This window comes from Pseudomonas sp. PAMC 29040 (assembly GCF_003994535.1).
Classification (GTDB): domain Bacteria; phylum Pseudomonadota; class Gammaproteobacteria; order Pseudomonadales; family Pseudomonadaceae; genus Aquipseudomonas; species Aquipseudomonas paraversuta.
Genome location: NZ_RZAA01000018.1, coordinates 19,261 through 43,686, shown reverse-complemented (window position 1 = coordinate 43,686; position 24,426 = coordinate 19,261). Strand labels below are relative to the sequence as shown.

Annotated in this window: 18 protein-coding genes, 1 tRNA gene and 1 pseudogene; 16 read left to right on the top strand and 4 right to left on the bottom strand. The window is 59.6% G+C overall.

The window, feature by feature from the left end:
- Positions 1 to 2: 2 nt before the first annotated feature.
- The 8 genes and pseudogenes from uvrC (at position 3) to WG29040_RS23745 (ending at position 11,342) form a co-directional block, all read left to right on the top strand.
- The gene (gene uvrC / locus WG29040_RS23775) at positions 3 to 1,826 is read left to right on the top strand and encodes an excinuclease ABC subunit UvrC (protein ID WP_010657433.1); all 1,824 of its coding nucleotides are present in this window, start codon (positions 3 to 5) and stop codon (positions 1,824 to 1,826) included.
- A 226-nt stretch (positions 1,827 to 2,052) separates the two neighbouring features.
- Entirely contained in the window at positions 2,053 to 2,610 is a 558-nt protein-coding gene (gene pgsA, locus WG29040_RS23770) for a CDP-diacylglycerol--glycerol-3-phosphate 3-phosphatidyltransferase (RefSeq protein ID WP_003445025.1), read from the top strand.
- Positions 2,611 to 2,675: 65 nt separating this feature from the next.
- A tRNA-Gly gene (locus WG29040_RS23765) sits at positions 2,676 to 2,751 on the top strand.
- An 893-nt stretch (positions 2,752 to 3,644) separates the two neighbouring features.
- Positions 3,645 to 3,890: pseudogene (locus tag WG29040_RS24755) on the top strand (Ig-like domain-containing protein); the annotation flags it as partial.
- A 21-nt stretch (positions 3,891 to 3,911) separates the two neighbouring features.
- Positions 3,912 to 5,948, top strand: coding sequence for an Ig-like domain-containing protein (locus WG29040_RS23760; protein ID WP_165878387.1), 2,037 nt, complete (start codon positions 3,912 to 3,914; stop codon positions 5,946 to 5,948).
- A 317-nt stretch (positions 5,949 to 6,265) separates the two neighbouring features.
- Entirely contained in the window at positions 6,266 to 8,617 is a 2,352-nt protein-coding gene (locus WG29040_RS23755) for a type I secretion system permease/ATPase (protein WP_127197059.1), read from the top strand.
- Positions 8,614 to 9,858: an HlyD family type I secretion periplasmic adaptor subunit gene (locus WG29040_RS23750; protein WP_127197058.1), complete on the top strand. Its 1,245-nt coding sequence runs from the start codon at positions 8,614 to 8,616 to the stop codon at positions 9,856 to 9,858. Before WG29040_RS23755 ends, WG29040_RS23750 begins: the two co-directional genes overlap by 4 nt.
- A 2-nt stretch (positions 9,859 to 9,860) precedes the next feature.
- Positions 9,861 to 11,342 carry a TolC family protein gene (locus WG29040_RS23745; RefSeq protein ID WP_127197057.1) on the top strand — a complete coding sequence of 494 codons (1,482 nt, stop codon included), beginning with the start codon at positions 9,861 to 9,863 and terminating at the stop codon, positions 11,340 to 11,342.
- Positions 11,343 to 11,392: 50 nt separating this feature from the next.
- On the opposite strand, the gene WG29040_RS23740 is transcribed toward WG29040_RS23745, so the two are convergent.
- The 3 genes from WG29040_RS23740 to WG29040_RS23730 form a co-directional block, all read right to left on the bottom strand.
- Positions 11,393 to 12,730: an MFS transporter gene (locus WG29040_RS23740; protein ID WP_127197056.1), complete on the bottom strand. Its 1,338-nt coding sequence runs from the start codon at positions 12,728 to 12,730 to the stop codon at positions 11,393 to 11,395.
- 232 nt (positions 12,731 to 12,962) lie between these two features.
- Positions 12,963 to 13,604 carry a 3-oxoacid CoA-transferase subunit B gene (locus WG29040_RS23735; protein ID WP_003446304.1) on the bottom strand — a complete coding sequence of 214 codons (642 nt, stop codon included), beginning with the start codon at positions 13,602 to 13,604 and terminating at the stop codon, positions 12,963 to 12,965.
- 8 nt (positions 13,605 to 13,612) lie between these two features.
- Complete coding sequence (locus WG29040_RS23730; protein WP_003446305.1) at positions 13,613 to 14,305, bottom strand: 3-oxoacid CoA-transferase subunit A; 693 nt, start codon at positions 14,303 to 14,305, stop codon at positions 13,613 to 13,615.
- Positions 14,306 to 14,693: 388 nt separating this feature from the next.
- On the opposite strand from WG29040_RS23730, the gene benA reads away from it, so the two are divergent.
- The 8 genes from benA to WG29040_RS23690 all read left to right on the top strand — a co-directional run bounded on the left by benA (position 14,694) and on the right by WG29040_RS23690 (position 23,190).
- A complete protein-coding gene (gene benA, locus WG29040_RS23725; protein WP_003446307.1) occupies positions 14,694 to 16,058 on the top strand; it encodes a benzoate 1,2-dioxygenase large subunit in 1,365 nt (454 codons plus the stop codon).
- A complete protein-coding gene (benB, locus tag WG29040_RS23720; protein WP_127197055.1) occupies positions 16,055 to 16,543 on the top strand; it encodes a benzoate 1,2-dioxygenase small subunit in 489 nt (162 codons plus the stop codon). Before benA ends, benB begins: the two co-directional genes overlap by 4 nt.
- 62 nt (positions 16,544 to 16,605) lie before the next feature.
- Complete coding sequence (benC, locus tag WG29040_RS23715) at positions 16,606 to 17,619, top strand: benzoate 1,2-dioxygenase electron transfer component BenC (protein ID WP_003446309.1); 1,014 nt, start codon at positions 16,606 to 16,608, stop codon at positions 17,617 to 17,619.
- A 34-nt stretch (positions 17,620 to 17,653) separates the two neighbouring features.
- On the top strand, positions 17,654 to 18,412 hold the full coding sequence (locus WG29040_RS23710) for a 1,6-dihydroxycyclohexa-2,4-diene-1-carboxylate dehydrogenase (protein ID WP_127197054.1): 759 nt from the start codon (positions 17,654 to 17,656) through the stop codon (positions 18,410 to 18,412).
- Between the two features lie 60 nt (positions 18,413 to 18,472).
- On the top strand, positions 18,473 to 19,810 hold the full coding sequence (locus WG29040_RS23705) for an MFS transporter (RefSeq protein ID WP_010657217.1): 1,338 nt from the start codon (positions 18,473 to 18,475) through the stop codon (positions 19,808 to 19,810).
- A 22-nt stretch (positions 19,811 to 19,832) separates the two neighbouring features.
- Positions 19,833 to 20,771, top strand: coding sequence for a catechol 1,2-dioxygenase (gene catA, locus WG29040_RS23700; protein WP_127197053.1), 939 nt, complete (start codon positions 19,833 to 19,835; stop codon positions 20,769 to 20,771).
- Positions 20,772 to 20,845: 74 nt separating this feature from the next.
- The gene (locus WG29040_RS23695; RefSeq protein WP_010657219.1) at positions 20,846 to 22,045 is read left to right on the top strand and encodes a benzoate/H(+) symporter BenE family transporter; all 1,200 of its coding nucleotides are present in this window, start codon (positions 20,846 to 20,848) and stop codon (positions 22,043 to 22,045) included.
- Between the two features lie 170 nt (positions 22,046 to 22,215).
- Complete coding sequence (locus tag WG29040_RS23690; protein ID WP_003446329.1) at positions 22,216 to 23,190, top strand: AraC family transcriptional regulator; 975 nt, start codon at positions 22,216 to 22,218, stop codon at positions 23,188 to 23,190.
- 17 nt (positions 23,191 to 23,207) lie between these two features.
- On the opposite strand, the gene glcF is transcribed toward WG29040_RS23690, so the two are convergent.
- Positions 23,208 to 24,425: a glycolate oxidase subunit GlcF gene (gene glcF / locus WG29040_RS23685; RefSeq protein WP_127197052.1), complete on the bottom strand. Its 1,218-nt coding sequence runs from the start codon at positions 24,423 to 24,425 to the stop codon at positions 23,208 to 23,210.
- Between the last annotated feature and the right edge of the window lies 1 nt (position 24,426).

The window sequence follows — 24,426 nt, the reverse complement described above, 5'->3', positions numbered from 1 at the left end:
CGATGACTGACAAGTTCGATGCCAGTGCGTTTCTTTCGACCTGCAGCGGTCGGCCCGGCGTGTATCGCATGTTCGATGGCGATGCGCGACTGCTTTACGTGGGCAAAGCCAAGAACCTCAAAAAGCGCTTGGCCAGCTATTTCCGCAAAACCGGCCTGGCGCCCAAAACAGCGGCGCTGGTGGGGCGTATCGCGCAAATTGAAACCACCATTACGGCTAACGAAACCGAGGCGCTGCTACTTGAGCAGACCCTGATCAAAGAGTGGCGGCCGCCGTATAACATCCTGTTGCGCGACGACAAGTCCTATCCTTACGTGTTTCTGTCGGACGGCCAGTACCCGCGCCTGAGCATTCATCGCGGCGCCAAAAAACTGAAGGGCAAGTATTTCGGACCTTACCCCAGCGCCGGGGCCATTCGTGAAAGCCTGAGCATCCTGCAAAAAACCTTTATGGTGCGCCAGTGCGAAGACAGCTACTTCAAAAACCGCACCCGTCCTTGCTTGCAGTATCAGATCAAGCGCTGCAAGGGGCCTTGCGTCGGGCTGGTTGACCCCCAGGTGTATGCCGAAGATGTGCGCCACTCAGTGATGTTCCTTGAAGGCCGCAGCAGTGCGCTGACCGACGAGTTGAACAGCGAGATGGAGCAGGCCGCCAGCACCCTGGACTTTGAACGCGCTGCCGAAGTGCGTGACCAGATATCGTTGCTGCGCCGGGTTCAGGATCAGCAAAGCATGGAGGGCGGCACCGGCGATGTGGATGTCATCGCCGCGTTCGTCAACCCGGGCGGTGCCTGTGTGCATTTAATCAATGTGCGCGGCGGGCGAGTGCTGGGCAGCAAGAACTTCTTCCCCCAGGTCGGGATCGAGGAGGACGTTGCCGAAGTCATGGCCGCCTTCCTCGGGCAGTACTACATCAGCAGCCCTGAGCGCGATCTGCCGAGCGAATTGATCGTTAACGTCGAGCATGAAAGTTTCGACGCAATCATCGATGCCATCGAGGCCCTGCGTGGACGGGAACTGGCCATCAGTTACCGTGTGCGCGGCACCCGTGCCCGCTGGCAGCAATTGGCGGTGACCAATGCCGAGCAGGCTCTGGGCGCCCGCCTGGCCAACCGTCTGCATGTGGCGGCGCGCTTTGAAGCCCTGGCTCAAGTGCTCAAACTCGATGAGATCCCGCAACGGCTGGAGTGTTATGACATCAGTCACTCCAGTGGCGAAGCAACGGTTGCGTCCTGCGTGGTATTTGGCCCTGAAGGTCCGATCAAGTCCGACTACCGGCGTTTCAACATCGAGGGCGTCACCCCTGGCGATGACTATGGCGCCATGCATCAGGCACTGATGCGCCGTTTTAGCCGGCTAAAAGAGGGCGAGGGCAAGCTGCCGGACATTCTGCTGGTGGATGGCGGCAAGGGGCAGTTGTCGATGGCCCGCGATGTGCTCAATGAACTGGCAATCCCGGACCTGGTGTTGCTCGGTGTGGCCAAGGGCACCACCCGCAAGGCAGGCTTCGAAACCCTCTACCTGAACGACGCGGCCCATGAGTTCACGCTCAAAGGTGATTCGCCGGCCTTGCATCTGATCCAGCAGATCCGCGACGAAGCTCACCGCTTTGCCATTACCGGGCATCGTGCCCGGCGTGGCAAAACCCGGCGCACCTCAACCCTGGAAGGCATCGCCGGGGTAGGGCCGACCCGCCGTCGCGACTTGCTGAAGCATTTTGGCGGGCTGCAGGAGCTGACCCGTGCCAGCATCGAAGAAATCGCCAAGGCGCCGGGGATCAGCAAAAAACTCGCAGAGCTGATTTATGCGAATCTGCACAGCGAATAAATAACCCCTTGGCCCCCGGGTTCTCTTCACAAGACCTCAAACCTGCCCTTGTCGCTTAAACTGGCTGCTCAGCAGGGCAGCCGATTCTGGTATGGTTGGGGTCTGTCACATTATCCGACTTGTGTGGGAACTCTGTTAGACATGCACCGGGAATGCTCCTAGAATTTGTCTCTCAGACCGCAACACCGAGTAGACTGCCCCCCTCACCTCGTAGCCAGTTGTGCCGATGAATATCCCTAATTTGATCACCGTACTACGCGTTCTGCTGATTCCTTTCTTTATTCTGTTGTTCTATCTCCCCTATAGCTGGAGCTATGTGGCCTCCAGTTCAGTCTTCGCATTTGCGGCGGCGACGGACTGGCTCGACGGATACCTGGCCCGGCGGCTGGAGCAAAGCACCCCGTTTGGCGCTTTCCTGGACCCGGTTGCCGACAAGCTGATGGTCGCTGTAGCCCTGGTTTTGCTGGTGCAGGAACATCACAACGTGTGGCTGACCCTGCCTGCGGCAGTGATCATTGGCCGTGAAATCGTAATCTCTGCGCTCCGTGAATGGATGGCAGAGCTGGGCGCGCGGGCACAAGTTGCCGTGTCCAACATGGGCAAGTGGAAGACCGCGGCACAAATGCTGGCGTTGATCATCCTGCTGGCCAATCCGTCCGATTTCAGCTTCTGGGTAGTGGTGGGTTATGCACTGCTGCTGGTCGCTGCGGGGCTTACCCTGTGGTCGATGGTGCAGTATTTGCGGGCTGCCTGGCCGCATTTGAAGACCACCTCGACCAAATAAATAAAACTTTTTGAATCAAGGGCTTGACGCATTTTTTGATTCATATAGAATGCCGGCACCAAGACGCGGGAATAGCTCAGTTGGTAGAGCACGACCTTGCCAAGGTCGGGGTCGCGAGTTCGAGTCTCGTTTCCCGCTCCAAACATTGCACTGCAGATTTTTACCGATCTGCAAGTGATTGAAACAAGGACCTTCGGGTCCTTTTTTCGTTGCGGCGAAAACCACTGAAATCCAGCACTGTCCGGTGTGTCCTGTATTTGGTCCGGGAGGATGGCGCACAGGGAAAGGCAGATTGTTGCGGAGCAATTCAGCCAGCAAAAAAAGCCGTTGGCCCTGACTCTGATCAAGCCTTCGCGCGGGCATTATCAGAAATCTTTATTGAGTGTGTCCGTATCGCGGGTATTGAACCCATGCCGGCAAACTAGCCTCATACAAGCGCGCCTTGATGGTCCAAAGTATTAATCTTTGTAAACTCTCTAGGCATCAGGGTTGTATCGTTCGTTATATGTCCGGGCTTTAATACGTTGACAGGGCCCTAACAGTTGTTCGGCAGGTGTCCGGCTTTATTATGCGCATGACAGTATTCTGCTTTTCTCTGTAATGAACTTTATGGTTTGTTAAATCTGTATTTGTGCCTTCGAACAGTCTGTTGGTTATTGCGTTTAAAATATGGGTGCCAAATTCGGCAGGGTTTACTGCCTGCATTGATTATCTGTTGTATGTCTAATTAGTCGTCCACGGATCGTATTGATAATACAGGGGGTTTTGAGAGGTTTGGTACTGTATGCAGGCACTATAGTAGAGCTGTGGGTGATTGACGAGTTTTTAAGAGTGCTCTGATTGTTATAAGTTGATGTCTGTGGTTTTCGACCCGCTAGCAACTTGAGGTTACATAAATCAACCCTGCTTGAGTGTTTTTAATGTTGGGCAGTGCTTTAGACTTTTCGGCGTTAATTTTAACGCTGCCTTATTAACTAATATTGGCCGTAATAATTAATACGCAATGTTTTTTAAGATGATAAGGGTCTAGATAGATGGCAACTCCGAATACGCCTGCTTTTATTACGCAAATAGTTGATCAGTGCATTGACTACACTGGCGATATTTTTGATCGTGGAATCACAGTCGACCCAACTCCCCAGTTGAGCGGCAGGGCGCCTGCCAACAGCCCTGTATATATATATGACGGTGGGAAACTGATCGGTAGTGCAAAGGCGGACGGGAGTGGGAACTGGAGTTTCACCCCTGATCGCGAACTTGGCACCGGCTTACATGCTCTCACCGTTATGGCTCACGGCAAAATGAGCGAGCCGCTAATTATCACTGTTGAGGCAAGCGGTGCCTCCACTGGTCGTCCAGTCATTACCAGTGTTGTCGACAATCAAGGTGAGTCGGGTCAGGTGGAGCATGGCGCGACCATCAGCGACAAATCGCCCACCCTGTCCGGCACTGCAGCCCCTAACGCCTATGTCGAGATTTTTTCCAGCGGTCGGTCCGTTGGCGTTGTCCAGGCCAATGCCGAAGGCCACTGGAGCATCACCCCGACGTTGCCAGAAGGGCTGAATATCCTTAGCGTCAAGTCGCAGGGGCAATACAGCGAAATTTTCACACTTAATATTGAGACAGCGACCACGGTCAAACCGACCATCGAGAACGTCTACGACAATCAGGGTACGTCAGGCCTGGTGGGCGAGGGCGCCATCACCGACGACAACACGCCCACGGTCTCGGGTAATGCGCGGCCGGGTGCAATTGTTCAGCTGTATGCCAACGGTCGCGAAGTCGGTCGCACCCAGGCCGACAGCAACGGCAACTGGAGCATCACCACTTCCGCTCTGGAAAACGGCCAGCAGGTGCTGAAAGTAGCTTCCGAAGGCCAGTTCAGCGACGGTTTCACCATCAATGTCGAGGCTTTCACAACCCCTCCACTGAGCATCCAGAGCGTCTACGACAATCAGGGTTCGTCAGGCTTGGTGGGCGAGGGCGCCATCACCGATGACAACACTCCGACGGTCTCGGGTAATGCGCGGCCGGGTGCAATTGTTCAGCTGTATGCCAACGGTCGCGAAGTCGGTCGCACCCAGGCCGACAGCAACGGTAACTGGAGCATCACCACTTCCGCTCTGGAAAACGGCCAGCAAGTGCTGAAAGTAGCCTCCGAAGGCCAGTTCAGCGACGGTTTCACCATCAATGTCGAGGCTATCACAACCCCTCCACTGAGCATTCAGAGCGTCTACGACAATCAGGGTACGTCAGGCCTGGTGGGCGAAGGTGCCATCACCGACGACAACACCCCCACGGTCTCGGGTAATGCGCGGCCGGGTGCAATTGTTCAGCTGTATGCCAACGGTCGCGAAGTCGGTCGCACCCAGGCCGACAGCAACGGCAACTGGAGCATCACCACTTCCGCTCTGGAAAACGGCCAGCAGGTGCTGAAAGTAGCTTCCGAAGGCCAGTTCAGCGACGGTTTCACCATCAATGTCGAGGCTTTCACAACCCCTCCACTGAGCATTCAGAGCGTCTACGACAATCAGGGTACGTCAGGCCTGGTGGGCGAAGGTGCCATCACCGACGACAACACCCCCACGGTCTCGGGCAATGCGCGGCCGGGTGCAATTGTTCAGCTGTATGCCAACGGTCGTGAAGTGGGTCGCACCCAGGCCGACAGCAACGGCAACTGGAGCATCACCACTTCCGCTCTGGAAAACGGCCAGCAGGTGCTGAAAGTAGCCTCCGAGGGCCAGTTCAGCGACAGCTACACAATTGATGTTCAGGTGCCGGCCGAAGTGGGTGAGCCGATCCGGCCTGCCATCGAATATGTATATGACGATTTCGGCAGTGATGTCGGGCAACGCTACAGTGGCGATACGATTGACGATCGATCGCCCGTGCTGGCCGGTACAGCAGGCCCGCACGCAATCGTTCAGATCTACTCCAATGGCCAACTGATCCATACCCTGCAGGCCAACGATACAGGGTACTGGGGTTTCACAGCCTGGCTGCCATATGGGGAGCATACGCTCACGGCGGTGGTCGGCGGTGTCAGCAGTGAGCCGTTCGACCTCACTATCGTTGACCCGTTGCAAGAGCCCGTAGCGGACGAATACAGCCACGCGCTGTCACTCGACAATGTATTGGCCGATAGCCACCTCGATGTGTTTGGCGAAACCGTTGCGCCTGTGGCTGAGCTGGATCCCGTGCAGACCCTGAGGCTGATGGACGCGTTTCTGTCCGAAGCCGGGCATGCGCCGTCTGGCAGCGTCGCGGGCTTCACTTGCATGGCTTTTACACCGGAGCTGTTACTACCTGTTGAGGAGTTGCTGCAACCGCCGCTGTGATGGTTCTCGCCTGAAAACATGCTGCAGGTCGGCCGGTCTTTGAACACCGACTCAGTTGTATAAGCGGGAATTCCGCGATGCCGGTTGCCGGTATCGCGGTTTTTTTGCCTTGCGTTTCTCCAGGCTCGACTGCCAACCGTCCAGGCTGTTCAGCGGCAGGGTTCAGCGCTTGTTTAACCGCAGTCAGCATGTCTTCAAAGCATATCGAACTCTATTCCCAATGGACCCAAGGTCCCCGCATGCGATCGCCCTACCGCTGCGGGTGATCGTCCAATACCAATTTCGCCGTATGGCGAACCCTCTTCAGGAAGCATGTGATGGCCACAGACATGCCTGTCAATTCAAGCATGGAGGCTCGGGCGGTGCCTGAGCCTTCGACCACTATCGAGGATTCGCTCTTGCAGAGCGTGTCATGGATTTGTGACCACTATGGTTTGGGCAAGTCGCCCCAGGCTCTCACCGCCGGCTTGCCCAAGGGCAGCTTGCTCTCGCCCTCGCTGGCCTTGGCAGCGCTGGCCAATGCCGGTTTCACGGCTGGTCTGGTGGACCGGCGCCTGTATGCCCTGCCAAAGCAGTTGATGCCAATGATCCTGCTGCGCAAGGAGCAGGGTGCCTGCATTTTGCTGGATCGACGGATTGATACCGATAGCGAAAAAAAATCCCGTTACCGCTACCATCTGGTCTTGCCGGAGCTGGGCAATGAGCCTGTCGAACTCGGCCAGGCAGATATGGACGCGATGTATGCCGGTCATGCCGTTCTGGTCAAGCCAACCGCCAGGATCGATACCCGCGCCGGTGATCAAACGCTTCGGCCTGCCGGCCACTGGCTGTTCAACACCCTGTGGCGCTATCGCCGCTACTACCGCAGTGCGGCCATCGGCGCGGTACTGGTGAACGTGCTGGCGCTGGCCAGCATCTTTTTCACCATGAACGTCTATGACCGGGTGGTGCCCAACCAGGCTTTTATCACCTTGTGGTCGCTGGGCATCGGTGTGGCGATCGCGATGATCTTTGAGGCCATTGCACGCTATGTGCGGGCCTACCTGCTGGATGTCGCCGGTAAAAAGGCGGATCTGGTGCTGGGCAGCATGTTGTTTCGCCAAGCGTTGTCGGTGCAGATGGAGCATAAACCGGCGTCATCCGGCTCGTTTGCCAACCAGTTGCGTGAATTTGAGTCGGTGCGTGATTTTGCAACCTCGGCAACCCTGGCAACTATTTCTGATTTGCCATTCGTGTTGCTGTTCGTAGCGGTGATTTTCGCCATCGGCGGCCCATTGGGCTGGATTCCGGTGATGCTGATTCCATTGATTCTGATCATCAGCATTGCCATTCAATGGCCGCTCGCACGCACCATGAAAGAAAACCTTCGGGAGTCGTCGCTCAAGCAAGGCGTGCTGATCGAGTCGGTAGAAGGTCTGGAAACCCTGAAAGCCGTGGGCGGTGAAGCCTACATGCAGCGGCGCTGGGAGCACTTCAGTGCACTGGCGGCCAATACCTCGCTTAAATCGCGCCAGATGAACAACTCGGCCACTGGCATGGTCGCGTTTTTCCAGCAGTTTCAAACCGTGGTGCTGATCATCACCGGGGTTTACCTGATTGATGCCGGTGACCTGAGTATGGGGGCGTTGATTGCTACCGTGATGCTGGCTGGTCGCGCGACTGCACCGCTGGGTCAGGTAGTAGGGCTGGCCATACGTTTTCAGCAGGCCAAGGCAGCCATGCAGTCGCTTAATCGATTGATGGACATGCCCGTGGATCGCGCGCCCGGGACCGAGTACCTGGCTAAGCCGCACCTGACTGGCCAGTTGACTCTCAAAGGTGTCGGTTTCTCTTATCCGGCGCCGCCGATGCAACCTAACCCGCCGATACTCCAAGGCATCAACCTGAAGATCCGGGCCGGTGAGCGTGTGGCAATTCTGGGCCGCATCGGCAGCGGTAAATCGACGCTGTTGCGGATCATGGCGCGCCTTTATCAACCGGTCAGCGGGCAAATGTTCAGTGATGGTCTGGACGTCAGCCAGATCGACCCGGCCGACTGGCGCCAAGCGGTAGGCTACGTGGGGCAAGACGCCCGATTGTTCTATGGCACCTTGCGTGACAACGTGATGATCGGCCGTCCCCAGGCCAGCGCTGAAGAGTTTCTTCGAGTGTTGCGCCTGACCGGCCTGGACCATGTTGCATCCAGGCATCCCAGCGATATCAACCTGCCGATCGGCGAGATGGGCGAAGGCCTTTCCGGCGGGCAGCGCCAGCTGGTTTCGCTGGCACGCAGCCTGATTTCCCGTCCGCAATTGCTGTTGCTGGATGAGCCCACCAGCGCGATGGATTCCCAGACTGAAGTGCTGTTCCTCGAGCACCTCAAGCGGGCCACCGAAGGTCAGTCCATGGTGGTCGTTACTCACCGGCCATCACTGTTGGCCCTGGTCACACGCATCATCGTGGTCGACGACTGCAAGATTGTCGCCGACGGTCCCAAAGACAAAGTCCTCGCGACCTTGTCGGGCAACGCCCAAGGACTGTCCGCAGTCGGCGGCGAGGCCCCGGGCAGCGCCGCCAGAGTCAAGGTCGGCCCGCCACGGCCATTCACCGCGCCAGGCCCTGAAGCGGCCGGTAATCCAGGGCAGGTATCAGCGGTTGGCGAGCCCGCTCGCAAGGACACGTCGCAATGATCAGCAAAATTTTCCGCCGCAACAAGGGTGAGGCCGCGCTCGCGCCCGGCGATGCGGCGTTCATGAATGACGTCCAGGAATCGTTACTGGCCCAGACCACGCCTGGTTCCAAACTGGTGCTGTACCTGATCCTGGGTGTACTGGTCAGCGGGCTTGTCTGGGCCAGTTATGCGCGGGTTGAAGAAATCACCCAGACAGAGGCGAGAGTTATTTCCATGAGTCGTGAACAGGTGATCCAGAGCCTGGAAGGCGGGATCCTGGCACACATGTATGTTCGCGAAGGCGCGGTGGTCGAGAAGGGTGAAGTGCTGCTCAAAATTGACCCGACCCGTGCCCGGTCGAGTTATCGCGAAGCCTTGTCCAAAGTCATCGGCTTGCGGGCCAGCATCACCCGTTTGCGCGCTGAAGCGTATCAGACACCTTTGGATTTCGATGACACGGTCAAGCAGGACCCAAGCGTCGTGGCCCAGGAAACCCAGGCGTTCAATGCGCGCCAGCGAGCGCTGAATGAAAGCGTGTCAGCGCTGGAGCGCAGCCATACCTTGACTATGCGTGAGATCCGCATGGCAGAACCGCTGGCGGCCAAAGGCTTGATGTCGGAGGTTGAATTATTGCGCATGCAGCGTCAGGCCAATGACATCAAATCGCAAATCGTCGAGCGCACCAACAAGTTCCGTGCCGATGCCAATTCGGAGCTCAGCAGAATGGAGATGGAACTGGGCCAGACCCATGAAAACCTCATCGGCAGAGCGGACATCGTTGATCGCACCACTGTGATTGCGCCGGTACGCGGCACGGTGAAAAACGTGCGGGTCAATACCATCGGCGGGGTTATCCAGCCAGGCGAAAATATCCTCGAGATCGTTCCGCTGGAGGAGCAGTTGCTGGTCGAGGGCAAGATTCGTCCCGGCGACGTGGCGTTCCTGCATCCAGGTTTGCCGGCCACGGTAAAAGTCACGGCTTACGATTACGCCATTTATGGCGGCCTGAAGGGCGTTGTCCAGTACATCAGCCCGGACACACTCAAGGACGATCAAAAAGTCGCTGCGGGACGCGCCGACGACACCTATTACCGGGTGCTGGTACTGACCGACAGCAGCACACTTGAAGCCGGTGGCAGGAGCCTGCCGATCATTCCAGGGATGCTGGCGTCGGTGGAAATCCGTACGGGTGAAAAAACCATCCTCGACTATTTGCTCAAGCCCGTCTTGAAGGCTCGCGAAGCGTTCCGGGAGCGCTAATCATGATGTTAAATCTTGCCCGTTCGGGGCATGTTGCGCCGGGCCACCTGGAGAGTAAGTGGCCCATTTGCGTGAGCTGGTTATTCACCCTCTGCCTGGCGGCCTGTTTGAATTCGGCGCCCCTGCAAGCCGAAGAGCAACCGCCAATATCTCAAGCGGTAGCCAGCCAGCCCGTCAGGGTCCAAACGCTTGCAGGCGTGTCCGCCGTTGCGCTGGCAGGGTTGCCGGAACGTGTTGCTGTGCGTACGCCCGGTGCAGTGCCGGGGCCGTCAGAACATGAATTGCGGGATATGTTCTGGCGCGCCGTACAGTCGGCGGTCGAGCTCAGCCCGCTGGTCCGTCGTGCCCAAGCCGAACACCAGGCCGCAGTGGACGATATCGATGAAGCCAAAGGCCAGCGCTGGCCGCAGCTGGGTATTGCCATGCAGTCAAAAACCGCCGGGCTCGGCCCGGGGAAAGACAATATCAGCACCGGCTCGGCGGGGATCAATTTCAATCTCAGCACGCCAGTGTATGACTGGGGCCGTATCGGCAAGACCATCGCCAGCCGCCAGCATCTGGCGCAGGCCGCTAATGCGAGCATTGAGGCGCAGCTGGAAAACACGGCATTCGAAGTGCTGGCTACGATGGTTGAATTGGGTAAACAGCGCATCATCATCGATCTTGGCCAGCAGTACGAAAATCGCATGAGTGATCTGGTACAGATGCTCGCCGGGATCGTTGCGGTCGACAAAGGTCGCTCCAGCGAACTGACTCAGGCCAGGGCGCGTCTGCTCCAGGCGCAGTCGGCACGCGATAATGCGCAAACCCAGGCCTCGGGCGCCGAGATACAGTTGCGCAAACTGATCGGTGAACGACCGATCATGATCCCTCGCACCCGCCAATGGAACATCCGCCTGGCCAGCCTGGACGGGTTGTTGCAGCACCTGGATGATCATCCCGATATCCAGCGGGCTCAATCCAGCGCCCGGGCGGCTCAATTGCAGGCGCAAGTCGTACGTTCATCCTCGTTGCCACAACTGAACTGGGTGATCAGCAAGACCACTGCCGAAGATGGCATTGGCCGCAGCCAGCCACTGCAAACGTCGCTGGCGGTAAGTTGGGCGGCGTTCCGGGGCGGCTCGACACGGGCCGCCGAGCGCGCAGCATTGCAGCGTGCCGAGGCCGGTCGCCAGGAAGCCGAGCAGCAGCGCCTGGATCTTGAGTACTACATCCGCAACGCCAGTCACGATGCCCGAACCCTGTTCGAACGCGCCGAGCTGTACCGGGACTTGACGGCTGAAACCGACCAGATACGCCAGGCGTTTTACCAACAGTGGTACCACTTGGGTAAACGTACGCTTCTGGATGTACTGAGTGCCGAGAGCGATCACTTCAGTAATCAGGTCAGCGAGATCAGCAGTCGTTTCGACGGCTATCAGGCCATTTTTCGGCAGTACGCCAGTGCTGGCTCCTTGCTGCAATGGTTGCGCGGTGGGCGCTGAACCGCATCAGGCCGCCGAAACCGGTCATGAGGTCCAGGCAGATGCAAGTCTCAATGGGCCGCCAGCGGCTGGCAGCCGGCGGCTTCGGGCCGGGGGCGAATGATCAGCAGGGCGGCCGTGGCAATCACCAACGGTACCACCAGCGCGCTGTAATAGCCTGCGGGGCCGCCGTGTTCGAGAAACCAGCCGCCGCTCGCAGAGCCGATGATGGCTCCCACACGCCCCAGCGCAATGGCCCAGCCGGTGGCAGTTGCGCGCAATGCGGTGGGATACGCCTGGGCAACCATGTAGTTCAACACGATTTGCTGACCGCCAATACCCAGGCCTGCGCAACCGGCGAGGGTGAATACCAGTGCCCAGTGGTTGCCACTGTTAGCCAGGCCCAGGCACAGGGCAATGCCAAATCCGAACAGGATCAGCAGCAACAGTCGGGTATTGATTTTCGGCAGGATGATCGAGAGCGGGATCGCGCAAACCACAAACACCGTATTGACCGCCACCGTGCCCATGGGCGCCTGCTCTGCCGGCAGGCCGGTGGCTTTGAGCACGGTAGGCAGCCAGGACAGAAGCATGAACCATGCAATCCAGTTGAACAGGTACACCGTCCATATCCCGAGAGTGTTGCGGGCCAGCCCTGTGCGGAACAAAGAGCTCACCCCGGTTTTAACCTCCAGTTCCGGAACACTGTAGGTACTGTCCGGGTCAATCCGGGTTTTTGTGATGCCTGCGAGGATTTTTCCGATCTGGTTGCGGCTGACAACGCTTTGGCGCCTGGTTAAAAAATACAAGGATTCGGGGAGGGCGAAGATCAATACCGCCAGCAGTAACAGCGGCACGATGCCACCCACTGCAAAGATGCCTTGCCAGCCAATGGACGGCAGCATCCAGGCGGCCAGCAAACCGCCCAGAATGGCCCCGGCAGGCAAACCCAGCAATACCGTAGTCATGATCGTGCCACGCTGTCTGGCGCTGCCGTACTCGGCTGCCAGCGATAGCACCACGGGGGTCGCGCCGCCCATGCCGATGCCTGCAATAAAGCGCAAGACCAGGATCTGTTCCGTCGTTCGGGCAAAGGCGGTCGCCAGGGATGCAATGGCAAACAGTGCGACTGCAGTGATGATGATCGGCCGGCGCCCGAGCTTGTCGGCCATTAACCCCAGAGCCATTGCCCCGAGCACCATGCCGACAATCCCGGCGGTCAGGATCGGTGCCAGCGCACCAGCCCCCAGCCCGAACGCCTGAATGATTGAAGGGCCGGTGAAGGCAATCGCCTGGGTATCGAAACCGTCGAGAATCGCCACGAAAAAACACAGGGCAAAAACCCGCCATTGAAAGGCGCTGATGGGTCTGCTGTCGATCAATTCGGGAATGGAATAGTGCGTGCTCATGGCGGCTCCGGCAGTTCCAGGATTTTTATAGTTATGGGCAGGCACAGCCTGCCGGGGCAGAGGCTAAATGCCGCTGCCGTGGGCGTCTAATATCATTTGGGTGGCGTGCAATACCTCAAAGGTATGGCTGGCGCAGGGGCGGTAAAGACCGGCCATGCAGACCGGTGCTCTGATCCGCTGGCGGTGAGGGGCAGTGAGGCCGCAGGCGACCCCATGCAGCTGGACTGGGGTGTTATTGAAGCAACGGCACGCCGCTGAGTTCCTGCAAGGCTTCGAAGCTGATATCCGCCAGAATTTCACGTACCAGCAGGCCTTGGGCGGTGACGTCCAGAATCGCCAGATCGGTATAGATCCGGCTGACGCAGCCGATGCCCGTCAGCGGATAGGTACACTGCGGCACCAGTTTGCTTTCGCCGGTCTTGGTCAGGTGATCCATCATTACGAATACCTGGCGCGCGCCGGTGGCCAGGTCCATCGCGCCGCCCACCGCAGGGATCGAACCCTCGGCGCCCGTGTGCCAGTTGGCCAGATCGCCTTTGACCGAGACCTGAAAAGCACCCAGTACGGCAATGTCGATGTGGCCGCCGCGCATCATCGAAAACGAATCGGCGTGATGGAAATAGGCGCCACCGGCGAGCAATGTCACATGCTGCTTGCCGGCGTTGATCAGGTCATCATCTTCTTCCCCCGGGGCCGGGCTCGGGCCCATGCCCAGCACGCCGTTCTCGCTGTGCAGGAACACTTCCTTGTCACCCAGGTAGTTCGCCACCAGGGTCGGTACGCCGATGCCCAGGTTTACATAAGCACCCTCGAGAATATCCTCGGCCACGCGCTGGGCCATTTCATTGCGCGAAAGTTTTTTCATGACGGTCATGGTGGGCCTCAGTTGACGTTGGCGATCGGGGAGCGGGCGGATGGCACCTGGACCACACGCTGGACAAAGATCCCCGGGGTGATGATGTGCTCGGGGTCCAGTTCACCCAGCTCGACGATCCGGTTGACCTGGGCGATGGCCGTGGTCGCCGCCATGGCCATGATCGGTCCGAAGTTACGCGCGGCTTTGCGGTAGGTCAGGTTGCCCCAGCGGTCGCCCTGTTCGGCCTTGATCAGCGCGACATCGGCGTGCAGTGGCATTTCCAGCACATAGTTGCGGCCCTCGATGACCCGGGTTTCCTTGCCTTCGGCCAACAACGTGCCGTACCCGGTCGGGGAATAGAACGCACCGATTCCTGAGCCCGCCGCACGGATGCGTTCGGCCAGGTTGCCCTGGGGTACCACCTCCAGCTGCACTTTCCCGGCCCGGTACAGCTCGTCAAACACATAGGAGTCGGACTGGCGCGGGAACGAGCAAATCACCTTGGCGACCCGTCCGGCCTTGAGCAGTGCGGCCAGGCCGATTTCACCGTTGCCGGCGTTGTTACTGATGATGGTCAGATCGCGAGCGCCCGAGGCAATGACCCCGTCCACCAGTTCCGACGGCATGCCGGCAGTGCCGAAGCCACCCACCATGATGATCGAGCCATCGGCAATTCCATCCAGTGCGGCAGCGATGGATTCGAAGGTTTTGTTGATCAAGGCGTGCTCCTGTTTTTAGTTTGAGTGAACAGATCAATCTGCATGGCCGACCACTGGGGCACGGTCCGACAGAGCATGTGCCTAGGGTGCCAAACATTCAGCCCGAGAGGGCGGTGCTGCATGCGATGTCGTGCGATTAACGAACGCTAGGTGACATTTTGCCCGCCCCGCAGCGCCATTCCGAAGCGCGGGCTCTGGTGTTAAGTCCTTATAAATCAAGGTCTTGGAACATCCTGGCAACGCTGCGCCGGGCCCTGCGAGACAAGACGCCGATGGCCGGCGTGCCACTTTGCACAAAGCGGATAGCGGTCTGCAGGTAACGGATATTGCCCGGCGCGCAGGTCGTGGACACTGCCAATACCCCATAACAACAACGGAGGCTCAGGCCATGTCCATAGGCGTCGAGTATCTCAATTCCTTGCTTGAAGAAAACCGTGATGAAGGCCGCTTCCGCTGCAAGCGTGAGATGTTCACCGACCCTCGCTTGTTCGACCTTGAAATGAAGCACATTTTTGAAGGCAACTGGCTGTACCTGGCCCATGAAAGCCAGATCCCGCAGAACAACGACTACATCACCCTGCAGATGGGTCGTCAGCCGGTCTTTATCGCGCGCAACAAAGACGGGGTGCTCAATGCCTTCCTCAATGCCTGCAGCCACCGCGGGGCGATGCTGTGCCGGCACAAGCGCGGCAACAAGTCGTCCTATACCTGCCCGTTCCACGGCTGGACGTTCAACAACTCCGGCAAGCTGCTCAAGGTCAAGGACCCGGGCAACGCAGGCTATCCCGCCAGCTTCAACTGCGAGGGCTCCCACGACCTGACCAAAGTCGCCCGCTTTGAGTCATACCGGGGTTTTCTGTTCGGCAGCCTGAATGCCGATGTGGTGCCCCTGGCCGAACACCTGGGGGAGTCGGCAAAGATCATCGACATGATCGTCGATCAGTCCCCCGATGGCCTGGAAGTCCTGCGCGGCTCCTCCAGCTACATCTACGAAGGCAACTGGAAACTGACCGCCGAAAACGGTGCCGACGGTTACCACGTCAGTTCGGTGCACTGGAACTATGCCGCCACCCAGAACCAGCGCAAAGAACGCCAGAGCGGTGATGCCAACCCCACCATGAGTGCCGGTGGCTGGGCCAAAAGTGGTGGCGGCTTCTACTCGTTCGACAAGGGCCACATGCTGCTCTGGACGCGCTGGGCGAACCCCGAGGACCGGCCGTTGTATGAGCGCCGTGATCAGTTGGTCAGTGATTTCGGACAGGCCCGCGCCGACTGGATGATCGGCAACTCGCGCAATCTGTGCCTGTACCCCAATGTCTATCTGATGGACCAGTTCAGCTCGCAGATCCGCATTGCCCGGCCGATTTCGGTCAACCAGACCGAGATCACCATCTACTGCATTGCCCCGGTGGGCGAGAGTGCAGAAGCCCGGGCCCTGCGCATTCGTCAGTACGAAGACTTCTTCAACGTCAGCGGTATGGCCACCCCCGATGATCTGGAGGAATTCCGTTCCTGCCAGATCGGTTACCAAGGCAGTGCCACCGCCTGGAACGATATGTCCCGTGGCGCCGAACACTGGGTCGAAGGGCCGGACGAGGCGGCGCTGGAAATTGATTTGCAGCCGTTGCTCAGCGGCGTGCGCACCGAAGACGAAGGGTTGTTTGTGGAACAGCACAAGTACTGGCAAGACACCATGTTGCAGGCCGTGGCCGCTGAACAGGCAGGCAAGATCCCTGCGCGGGAGGTCCAATGAGCCTGTCATACGACACCGTGCGCGATTTCCTGTATCGCGAAGCCCGGCATCTGGACGATAAACAGTGGGACCAGTGGCTGGAACTCTACGCCGCCGATGCGACGTTCTGGATGCCGTCCTGGGATGACGATGACGCGCTGACCGAGGACCCGCAAAGCGAAATATCGCTGATCTGGTACGGCAGCAGGGAAGGTCTGGAGGACCGCATTTTCCGGATCAAGACCGAGCGTTCCAGTGCCAGCATCCCGGACACCCGCACCTCCCATAACTTGAGCAATATCGAGATTGTCGAGCGCAGCGCGGACCAGTGCGTGGTGCGTTTCAACTGGCACACCCTGAGCTTTCGCTACAAGACCGTCGACAGTTATTTCGGCACCAGCTTCTACACCCTCGACACCCGCGGTGAACAGCCGCTGATCAAGGCCAAGAAAGTGGTGCTGAAAAACGACTATGTGCGCCAGGTCATCGATATCTACCACCTGTAAACCGGGCTGCATTCCAGCGCCCGCCAAGCGTGCGGGGGGAGTGCAGTCATGCGAGGTATGCCATGAGCCACAAGATTGCCCTGAATTTCGAAGACGGCGTGACCCGTTTTATCGACGCGAGCGCCAGCGAAACCGTGGCTGACGCAGCGTACCGCCAGGGGATAAACATTCCCCTGGACTGCCGTGACGGTGCCTGCGGTACCTGCAAATGCTTCGCCGAATCCGGTGAATATGACCTGGGTGAGGAATACATCGACGATGCCCTGACCGCCGCCGAGGCCGCTGAAGGTTTTGTCCTGACCTGCCAGATGCGCGCCAGGGGTGACTGCGTGGTGCACATCCCGACGTCATCGGATGTATGCAAAACCCGCCAGTCCTCCTATGAAGGCGCCATCGAGGAAGTGCGGCGCCTGTCAGACAGCACCCTGTCGTTGTCGATTCAGGGGGCCGGGCTGGCTGACCTGACATTCTTGCCGGGGCAGTACGTAAACCTGCAGGTGCCGGGCAGTGATCAGACCCGTGCCTACTCTTTCAGCTCGGTGCAGAAAGACGGGCGTGTCAGCTTCCTGATTCGCAATGTCCCCGGCGGCCTGATGAGCCATTTTCTCACCGAGCTGGCCAGGGTCGGCGACCACATGAGCCTGGCCGGCCCCCTGGGCAGCTTTTACCTGCGCCCGATCAAGCGACCCTTGCTGTTGCTGGCCGGCGGTACCGGTCTGGCGCCGTTTACCGCCATGCTCGAGACCATCGCGCAAAAGGGCAGTGAGCATCCACTGCACCTGATCTATGGCGTGACCAACGATTTCGATCTGGTGGAAATCGACCGCTTGCAAGCCCTGGCAGCGAGCATTCCCAACTTCACCTTCAGTGCCTGCGTGGCCAACCCGCAGAGCGCATGGCCGCAAAAGGGCTATGTCACCCAGCACATTGCCCCGGAGCATCTGAATGGCGGTGATGTGGATATTTATCTGTGCGGACCGCCGCCGATGGTTGAAGCCGTGAGCCAGTACATCCGCGAGCAGGGCATTTCCCCCGCCAACTTCTACTACGAAAAATTCGCCGCCAGCGCTGCTTGAACACGCGGCTACGACAACGGGTCTGGAGATCATCATGAGCATGAGATTCAAGGATAAGGTCGCGCTGGTCACCGGCGCGGCGCAAGGCATAGGCCGCGCGGTGGTGGAACGCTTGCTGCTGGAAGGGGCCAGGGTCGTTGCGGTTGACCGCAGCGAGCTGGTGCATGAACTGGCACCCCAAGCCCTGACGCTGACCGCAGACCTGGAGCGCTATGAAGATTGCCAGCAGGTGATGGCCCGGGCCGTCGAGCACTTCGGCAGGCTGGATATTCTGGTCAATAACGTAGGCGGCACTATCTGGGCCAAACCCTTCGAATATTATCTGCACGCGGAGATCGAGGCGGAGGTGCGGCGCTCGCTGTTTCCGACCCTTTGGTGCTGTCACAGCGCGCTGCCGCATATGCTGGAACAAGGCAGCGGTGTGATCGTCAATGTGTCCTCGATCGCCACCCGCGGGGTCAACCGTGTGCCCTATGGCGCAGCCAAGGGCGGGGTGAATGCACTGACCGCCTGCCTGGCCTTTGAAACCGCCGGGCGCGGTGTGCGGGTCAATGCCACCGCCCCCGGTGGCACAGATGCACCGCCGCGCCGGATTCCGCGCAACAGTGCTGCCGCCACCGAGCAAGAGCAACAGTGGTACTCGCAGATCGTCGAGCAGACCAAGGACAGTAGCTTGATGAAACGCTACGGTTCGATCGACGAACAGGTGGGGGCCATCCTGTTCCTGGCGTCCGATGACGCGTCCTATATCACCGGCGTTACCTTGCCCGTAGGCGGTGGCGACCTGGGCTGAGCCCGATACACAGCGGTACCCGAAACACAGGCGCCCAATAACAACAAGAGAATAAAAGCCATGGGAACTCTGGATGTTCATGCAATTGTCGACAATGCCCGGTTTGGCCGATTCCACTGGATGGTCATGTTGTGGTGCGCTCTGCTGCTGATTTTTGATGGTTATGACCTGTTCATCTACGGCGTGGTACTGCCGGTGATCATGCAGGAGTGGGGGCTGACGCCACTGCAGGCCGGGGCGCTGGGCAGTTATGCCTTGTTCGGCATGATGTTCGGCGCACTGGTGTTCGGCAGTCTGGCGGATCGCATCGGGCGCAAGAAAGGCATCGCGATCTGCTTTGTCCTGTTCAGTGTCGCGACCATCATCAATGGCTTTGCCAGTACGCCCACCGAGTTTGCAGTCTGGCGCTTTATAGCCGGCCTTGGCTGCGGTGGCTTGATGCCGAATGTGGTTGCGCTGATGAATGAATATGCACCCAAACGCATGCGCAGCACCCTGGTGGCCGTGATGTTCAGCGGCTACTCCCTGGGCGGCCTGATTTGTGCCGGCGCCGGAATTTATATGTTGCCCGCCTTCGGCTGGCAGTCGATGTTTTTGCTGGCGACGTTACCGTTGCTGTTGCTGCCGCTGATTCTTTATTACATGCCCGAATCCATTGGTTTTCTGGTGCGCCAAGGGCGTGATGAACAAGCCCGGGCACTGTTGCAGCGCCTGCAGCCAGGCCTTGTGATTGCAGCGGGTGACCGGCTGCTGGTTGATGACCGCAAGCAGGCAGCGGCGTCGGTGCTGGAGCTTTTTCGCGAAGGCCGGGCGGTGCGGACAGTGGCGATCTGGGTGGCATTTTTCTGTTGTCTGCTGATGGTCTATGCGCTCAGTTCCTGGCTACCGAAGTTGATGGCCAGCGCCGGTTACAGCCTGGGCTCGAGCCTGTCGTTTCTGGTGGCACTGAACCTGGGGGGCATGCTGGGTGCCATCAGTGGCGGCTGGCTTGGTGATCGGCTGAACCTGACGAAAGTCATGGTCGTCTACTTCCTGATCGCCGCTGCGGCCATCAGTCTGCTGGGCTTCAACAGCCCGACGCCGCTGCTGTACCTGCTGATAGGTGTGGCGGGCGCTACCACCATCGGCACGCAAATCCTGTTGTACGCCGGTGCCGCCCAGCTCTATGGCCTGTCCATCCGCTCCACTGGCCTGGGCTGGGCCTCGGGCATCGGCCGTAACGGTGCGATTGTCGGGCCGGTGCTGGGCGGGCTGTTAATGGGCCTGGGCCTGCCGCTGCACCTGAACTTTGTCGCCTTTGCCATCCCCGGCGTGGTGGCTGCGCTGGCCATGGCGGTCTTTGCTGTCAGCGCCAGACGGCGCACGTGTGCCCCTGCGTTGCCGGCCCGGGCAATATAAATCAATAAAAGAGGTAGTCAGAATGACCGTGAAAATTTCCCAGACCCCCGAGCTCCAGGCCTTTTTCAAGGAGGTCAGCGGTGGGGGCAACGACCAGGGCAGCCCGCGGGCCAAACAGTTGCTGCTGCGCCTGGTGAACGAGGTGGCGCGGATCGTCGAAGACCTGGAAGTGACGGATGACGAGTTCTGGGCGGCGGTGGATTATCTCAATCGCCTGGGTGCCCGTAGCGAGGCCGGGCTGCTGGTCGCCGGTCTTGGTGTCGAGCATTTTCTCGATCTATTGCAAGACGCCAAAGACGCCAGTGCCGGATACGTCGGCGGAACCCCGCGCACCATCGAAGGACCGCTGTACGTTGCCGGGGCGCCGATCAGTCAGGGCGAGGCGAGGCTCGACGATGGCAGCGAAGATGGGGTGGCGACGGTACTGTTTCTCGAGGGTGTGGTTCGCGATACCGACGGTAATCCGCTCCCGGGGGCGATTGTCGATCTCTGGCATGCCAACACCCGGGGTACCTATTCGTACTTCGACTCCAGCCAGTCGGAGTACAACCTGCGCCGACGCATCGTCACCGATGCCCAGGGCCGCTATCGCGCGCGCTCCATTGTGCCGTCCGGCTACGGCTGCAACCCGGCCGGCCCGACCCAGGAGTGTCTGGACTTGCTCGGACGCCACGGCCAGCGCCCGGCGCATATCCACTACTTCATCTCGGCTGCGGGCTACCGGCACCTGACCACCCAGATCAATCTGTCAGGGGACAAGTACCTGTGGGATGACTTTGCTTTCGCCACCCGCGACGGCCTGGTCGGCCAGGTGGTGTTTGTCGACGACCAGGCAGCTGCCCGCAACCGGGGAGTGGATGGCCGTCATGCAGAGCTTGAGTTCGACTTCCAGTTGCAGCCGGCCGCCAGTCCGTCCGGCGAGCAGCGCAGCCAGCGTCCACGGGTGTTGCAGGACAGCTGAGACCACGCCGAATGCTTATCCCGGGCCGGGTGAGGGTGCGCCGGCACTCAAATCCCGGCGACCATGAGGTAGCTATGCCAACTCTGTTTCGCGACCTGTCATTGTCGGCAGTGATTGCCGGGTTTATCGCAACATTGATTTCCTACGCGGGCCCGCTGGTTATCATTTTCCATGCTGCTGAGCAGGCGCATCTGTCAGCCGTTGAGTTGTCGTCGTGGGTCTGGGCGATTTCCATCGGCTCGGCAGTGCTCGGCGCTTTCCTGTCCCTCAAGTACAAAGTTCCGGTGGTGGTGGCCTGGTCGATTCCAGGCTCGGCGCTGCTGGTGACGGCGTTGCCCCAGATCGGCCTGAATCAGGCCGTGGGTGCCTACCTGGTGGCGAACCTGTTGCTGTGGGTAATAGGTTACAGCGCTGTGTTCGATAAATTGCTGGCCCATCTGCCGGGGTCGATTGCTGCCGGGATGCAGGCCGGCATTCTGTTCAGCTTCGGTATTCAAACCTTTCGCTCGGCACCTGAGGCGCCGCTGTTGATCGGCGCGATGTTTCTGACCTATATCGGTTTTCGCAAGCTGTGGCCCCGCTATGCAGTGGCGGCTGTGCTGGTGGTGGGGGCGGGCATTGCCCTGATCAGTGGCGAGTTTCGGGGCGAGGCCCTGGTGTTCGCGTGGGCGACGCCGCAATGGATAGTGCCCGAGTTCAGCCTGTCTGCCACTTTGAGTCTGGCGTTACCCATGCTGCTGGTGGCCCTGACCGGGCAGTTCATGCCCGGTATAGCCGTCCTGCGCGGCGCCGGCTATACCACGCCGGCAAGCCCGTTGATCACTGCCAGTGCCCTGGTCGGTGCATTACTGGCCCCTTTCGGCTGTCACGGGCTCAACCTTGCCGCAGTGACGGCCAGCCTGTGCACCGGACGCGAAGCCCATGAGAATCCCCGCAAGCGCTACGTCGCAGCGCTGTCGGGCAGTTTGTTGTACCTGTTACTGGGCATGGCAGGGGCAACAGTGGTGTCGGTATTTGCAGCCTTTCCCCAGGCGTTGATCGCGGGCCTGGCCGGCCTGGCGTTGTATGGCGCGATCAATGATGCTCTGGTACGCAGCGTGTCAGATGCCAAGGACCGTGATGCCGGCCTGTTCACCTTTCTGGTGACCGCATCGGGGGTTTCTTTTCTGGGTTTGTCAGCCCCTTTCTGGGGCTTGCTGCTGGGGTTGACGGTGCATGTGGTGATGCTCAAACGGCGGCCGGTCAGTGTGTGCGCAACATCCACCGAGGGTTAGCCTGGGTGCTTGTACAGCCCTGCAGGCTGTTCGAATACCTTTGAGGTATCGTGCCGAACCTTATTTGTATTGGTATTAAGGCGGATCCTGGTCGAGAATCCCGAGGCCTGCTTGTAACTGTCACATTTGTACTGCGCCTGATTGATAAAAATAATATAAGAGTGACCGCCATGAATATGCCCCTGCTAAGCGAACGCAGTGAGGTGTTCAAGAACGCCGACCCCCATGCGGTATCCGGCTATGTGAATCAGCATGTCGGCAGCCATTGTATTCACCTGCCGCGCAAAGCCACTGCCCAGGCGCACTTGAATCACCGCAAGTTTGCCAGCCTGGACCTGTGCCGGATCAGCTATGGCTCCAGCGTGCGTGTGGTATCCGATGCGCTGGAGGACATCTTCCATCTGCAGGTTCTGCTGCGCGGTGACTGCCTGTGGCGTGGCCCTAACGGGGTACACCATCTGGTGCCGGGGGAGCTGTTGCTGATCAACCCCGATGATCCGGTAGACCTGACGTATTCCCATGACTGCGAAAAATTCATCCTGAAAGTGCCGAGCAGGCTGCTGGAGCAGATCTGCCAGGAGCAGCGCTGGCTTTACCCGGGCGAAGGCATCCGTTTTCTGCAACAGCGCTATGCACTGGATCAACTGCAAGCCTTTGTCCCTTTGCTGGCCACCATCTGCACTGAAGCCGAGGACGGTGCTGCGCTGGCCCGGGTTCAGGAGCATTACGCCCATATAGTTGCCAGCAAGATGTTGACCCTGATGCGCAATAACGTGCGGCGCGAACACCTGGCCTGTTCCAGCAGCACCTTCGAGCGACTGGTGAATTACATCACTTGCAACCTGCAGCAAGACATCAGTGTCCAGAGCCTGGCCGATCAGGCGCAACTGAGCGTGCGCTCGTTGTACGCCCTGTTCGAGAAGCACATGTGCACCACGCCGCAACGTTTTATCCGTGAGCAGAAACTGCTACGGATCCAGGCGTGCCTGGCCGATCCCAGCTGCAACGTGCGCAGCGTCACCGAGCTGGCCCTGGATTATGGTTTTGTCCACCTGGGGCGATTTGCCGAACAGTATCGCCGGCAGTTCGCCGAGTTGCCCTCCGACACCTTGAAGCGCCGGATGCAGGCAATGGCCCTGGCTTGATGGCGGGCCCGAGCGGCTCAACCCGGGGCGTCATCCAGCAGTTCGATCCAGTGCCGGACAGGGGTACGGCCGGCGCCGTCGAGGTGGCTCTGGCAGCCGATGTTGGCGCTGACGATGAGCTGCGGCTGGCCGCTCTCCAGGGCGTTGAGCCGGCTGTCACGCAGCTGGCGCGACAGTTCGGGCTGAGTCAGCGAATAGGTACCCGCCGAGCCGCAACACATATGGCTGTCCGGGACCGGCGTAAGGTTGAAACCCAGGCCGGTCAGTAGCTGTTCGACCGCGCCGCCGAGTTTTTGTCCGTGCTGCAAGGTGCAGGGGCAATGGACGGCGATGGAGGTTGTAGCCTTGACCCCGAGTTGCTCCAGGGGCTCGTCACGCAGCACCTCCACCAGATCCCTGGCCAGGGCGCTGACCTGTGCGGCCCTGGCGGCATAGGCCGGATCGTGGCGTAGCAAATGCCCGTAATCCTTGATGAAGGCGCCACAGCCGCTGGCCGTTTGGACAATGGCTTCGGCACCGTTTTCGATACCCGGCCACCAGGCGTCGATATTGCGTCGGGCACGATTGAGTCCCGCCTCTTGAGCATTCAAGTGATAGTCCACGGCACCGCAGCATCCGGCCTGGCTGATCGGCGTAACGCTGATGTGCAGGCGGTCCAGTACCCGGGCCGCAGCGGCGTTGGTATTGGGGGCCAGGCTCGGCTGCACGCAGCCTTCGAGCATCAGCACCTGACGCCGGTGCCGGGTCGCGGGGCGCAACCCGGCCGGGCGCACGCTGCGCGGCAGCTTGGCCTGGAGCACCTCGGGTAACAGGGCCCGAAAGACTTCGCCGGTATTGATCACCGCTTTGAACAGCCCGGGGTTTGGCACCATTCCCAGCAGACTTTTACGCAGCAGACGCTGGCCCAGGGGGCGCGGTACGGCCGCGTCGACCACCGCGCGGCCGATATCCAGCAGGTTGTGGTAATCCACTCCGGACGGGCAGGTGGTTTCGCAGTTGCGGCACGACAGACAGCGATCCAGGTGCAGCTGGGTCCTGGCCGTGGGCGCATGGCCTTCCAGCACTTGTTTGATCAGGTAGATGCGCCCGCGCGGGCCATCCAGCTCATCACCGAGCAATTGATAGGTGGGGCAGGTGGCGTTGCAGAAGCCGCAATGCACGCAGCTGCGCAGAATGCTTTCGGCCTCTGCTGCCCGTGGCAGCAGTGCGGCCTGCTCGCTGAGGAGGGTCTGCATG

Excerpts from the sequence above, each read along its gene's own strand:
- WG29040_RS23740 (WP_127197056.1), bottom strand. The coding sequence starts at position 12,730 with ATGAGCACGCACTATTCCATTCCCGAATTGATCGACAGCAGACCCATC.
- WG29040_RS23690 (WP_003446329.1), top strand. The coding sequence starts at position 22,216 with ATGAATATGCCCCTGCTAAGCGAACGCAGTGAGGTGTTCAAGAACGCC.
- catA (WP_127197053.1), top strand. The coding sequence starts at position 19,833 with ATGACCGTGAAAATTTCCCAGACCCCCGAGCTCCAGGCCTTTTTCAAG.
- WG29040_RS23710 (WP_127197054.1), top strand. The coding sequence starts at position 17,654 with ATGAGCATGAGATTCAAGGATAAGGTCGCGCTGGTCACCGGCGCGGCG.
- WG29040_RS23760 (WP_165878387.1), top strand. The coding sequence starts at position 3,912 with ATGAGCGAGCCGCTAATTATCACTGTTGAGGCAAGCGGTGCCTCCACT.
- WG29040_RS23745 (WP_127197057.1), top strand. The coding sequence starts at position 9,861 with ATGATGTTAAATCTTGCCCGTTCGGGGCATGTTGCGCCGGGCCACCTG.
- WG29040_RS23735 (WP_003446304.1), bottom strand. The coding sequence starts at position 13,604 with ATGACCGTCATGAAAAAACTTTCGCGCAATGAAATGGCCCAGCGCGTG.
- uvrC (WP_010657433.1), top strand. The coding sequence starts at position 3 with ATGACTGACAAGTTCGATGCCAGTGCGTTTCTTTCGACCTGCAGCGGT.
- benA (WP_003446307.1), top strand. The coding sequence starts at position 14,694 with ATGTCCATAGGCGTCGAGTATCTCAATTCCTTGCTTGAAGAAAACCGT.
- benC (WP_003446309.1), top strand. The coding sequence starts at position 16,606 with ATGAGCCACAAGATTGCCCTGAATTTCGAAGACGGCGTGACCCGTTTT.
- WG29040_RS23755 (WP_127197059.1), top strand. The coding sequence starts at position 6,266 with ATGGCCACAGACATGCCTGTCAATTCAAGCATGGAGGCTCGGGCGGTG.
- WG29040_RS23705 (WP_010657217.1), top strand. The coding sequence starts at position 18,473 with ATGGGAACTCTGGATGTTCATGCAATTGTCGACAATGCCCGGTTTGGC.
- benB (WP_127197055.1), top strand. The coding sequence starts at position 16,055 with ATGAGCCTGTCATACGACACCGTGCGCGATTTCCTGTATCGCGAAGCC.
- pgsA (WP_003445025.1), top strand. The coding sequence starts at position 2,053 with ATGAATATCCCTAATTTGATCACCGTACTACGCGTTCTGCTGATTCCT.
- glcF (WP_127197052.1), bottom strand. The coding sequence starts at position 24,425 with ATGCAGACCCTCCTCAGCGAGCAGGCCGCACTGCTGCCACGGGCAGCA.
- WG29040_RS23750 (WP_127197058.1), top strand. The coding sequence starts at position 8,614 with ATGATCAGCAAAATTTTCCGCCGCAACAAGGGTGAGGCCGCGCTCGCG.
- WG29040_RS23695 (WP_010657219.1), top strand. The coding sequence starts at position 20,846 with ATGCCAACTCTGTTTCGCGACCTGTCATTGTCGGCAGTGATTGCCGGG.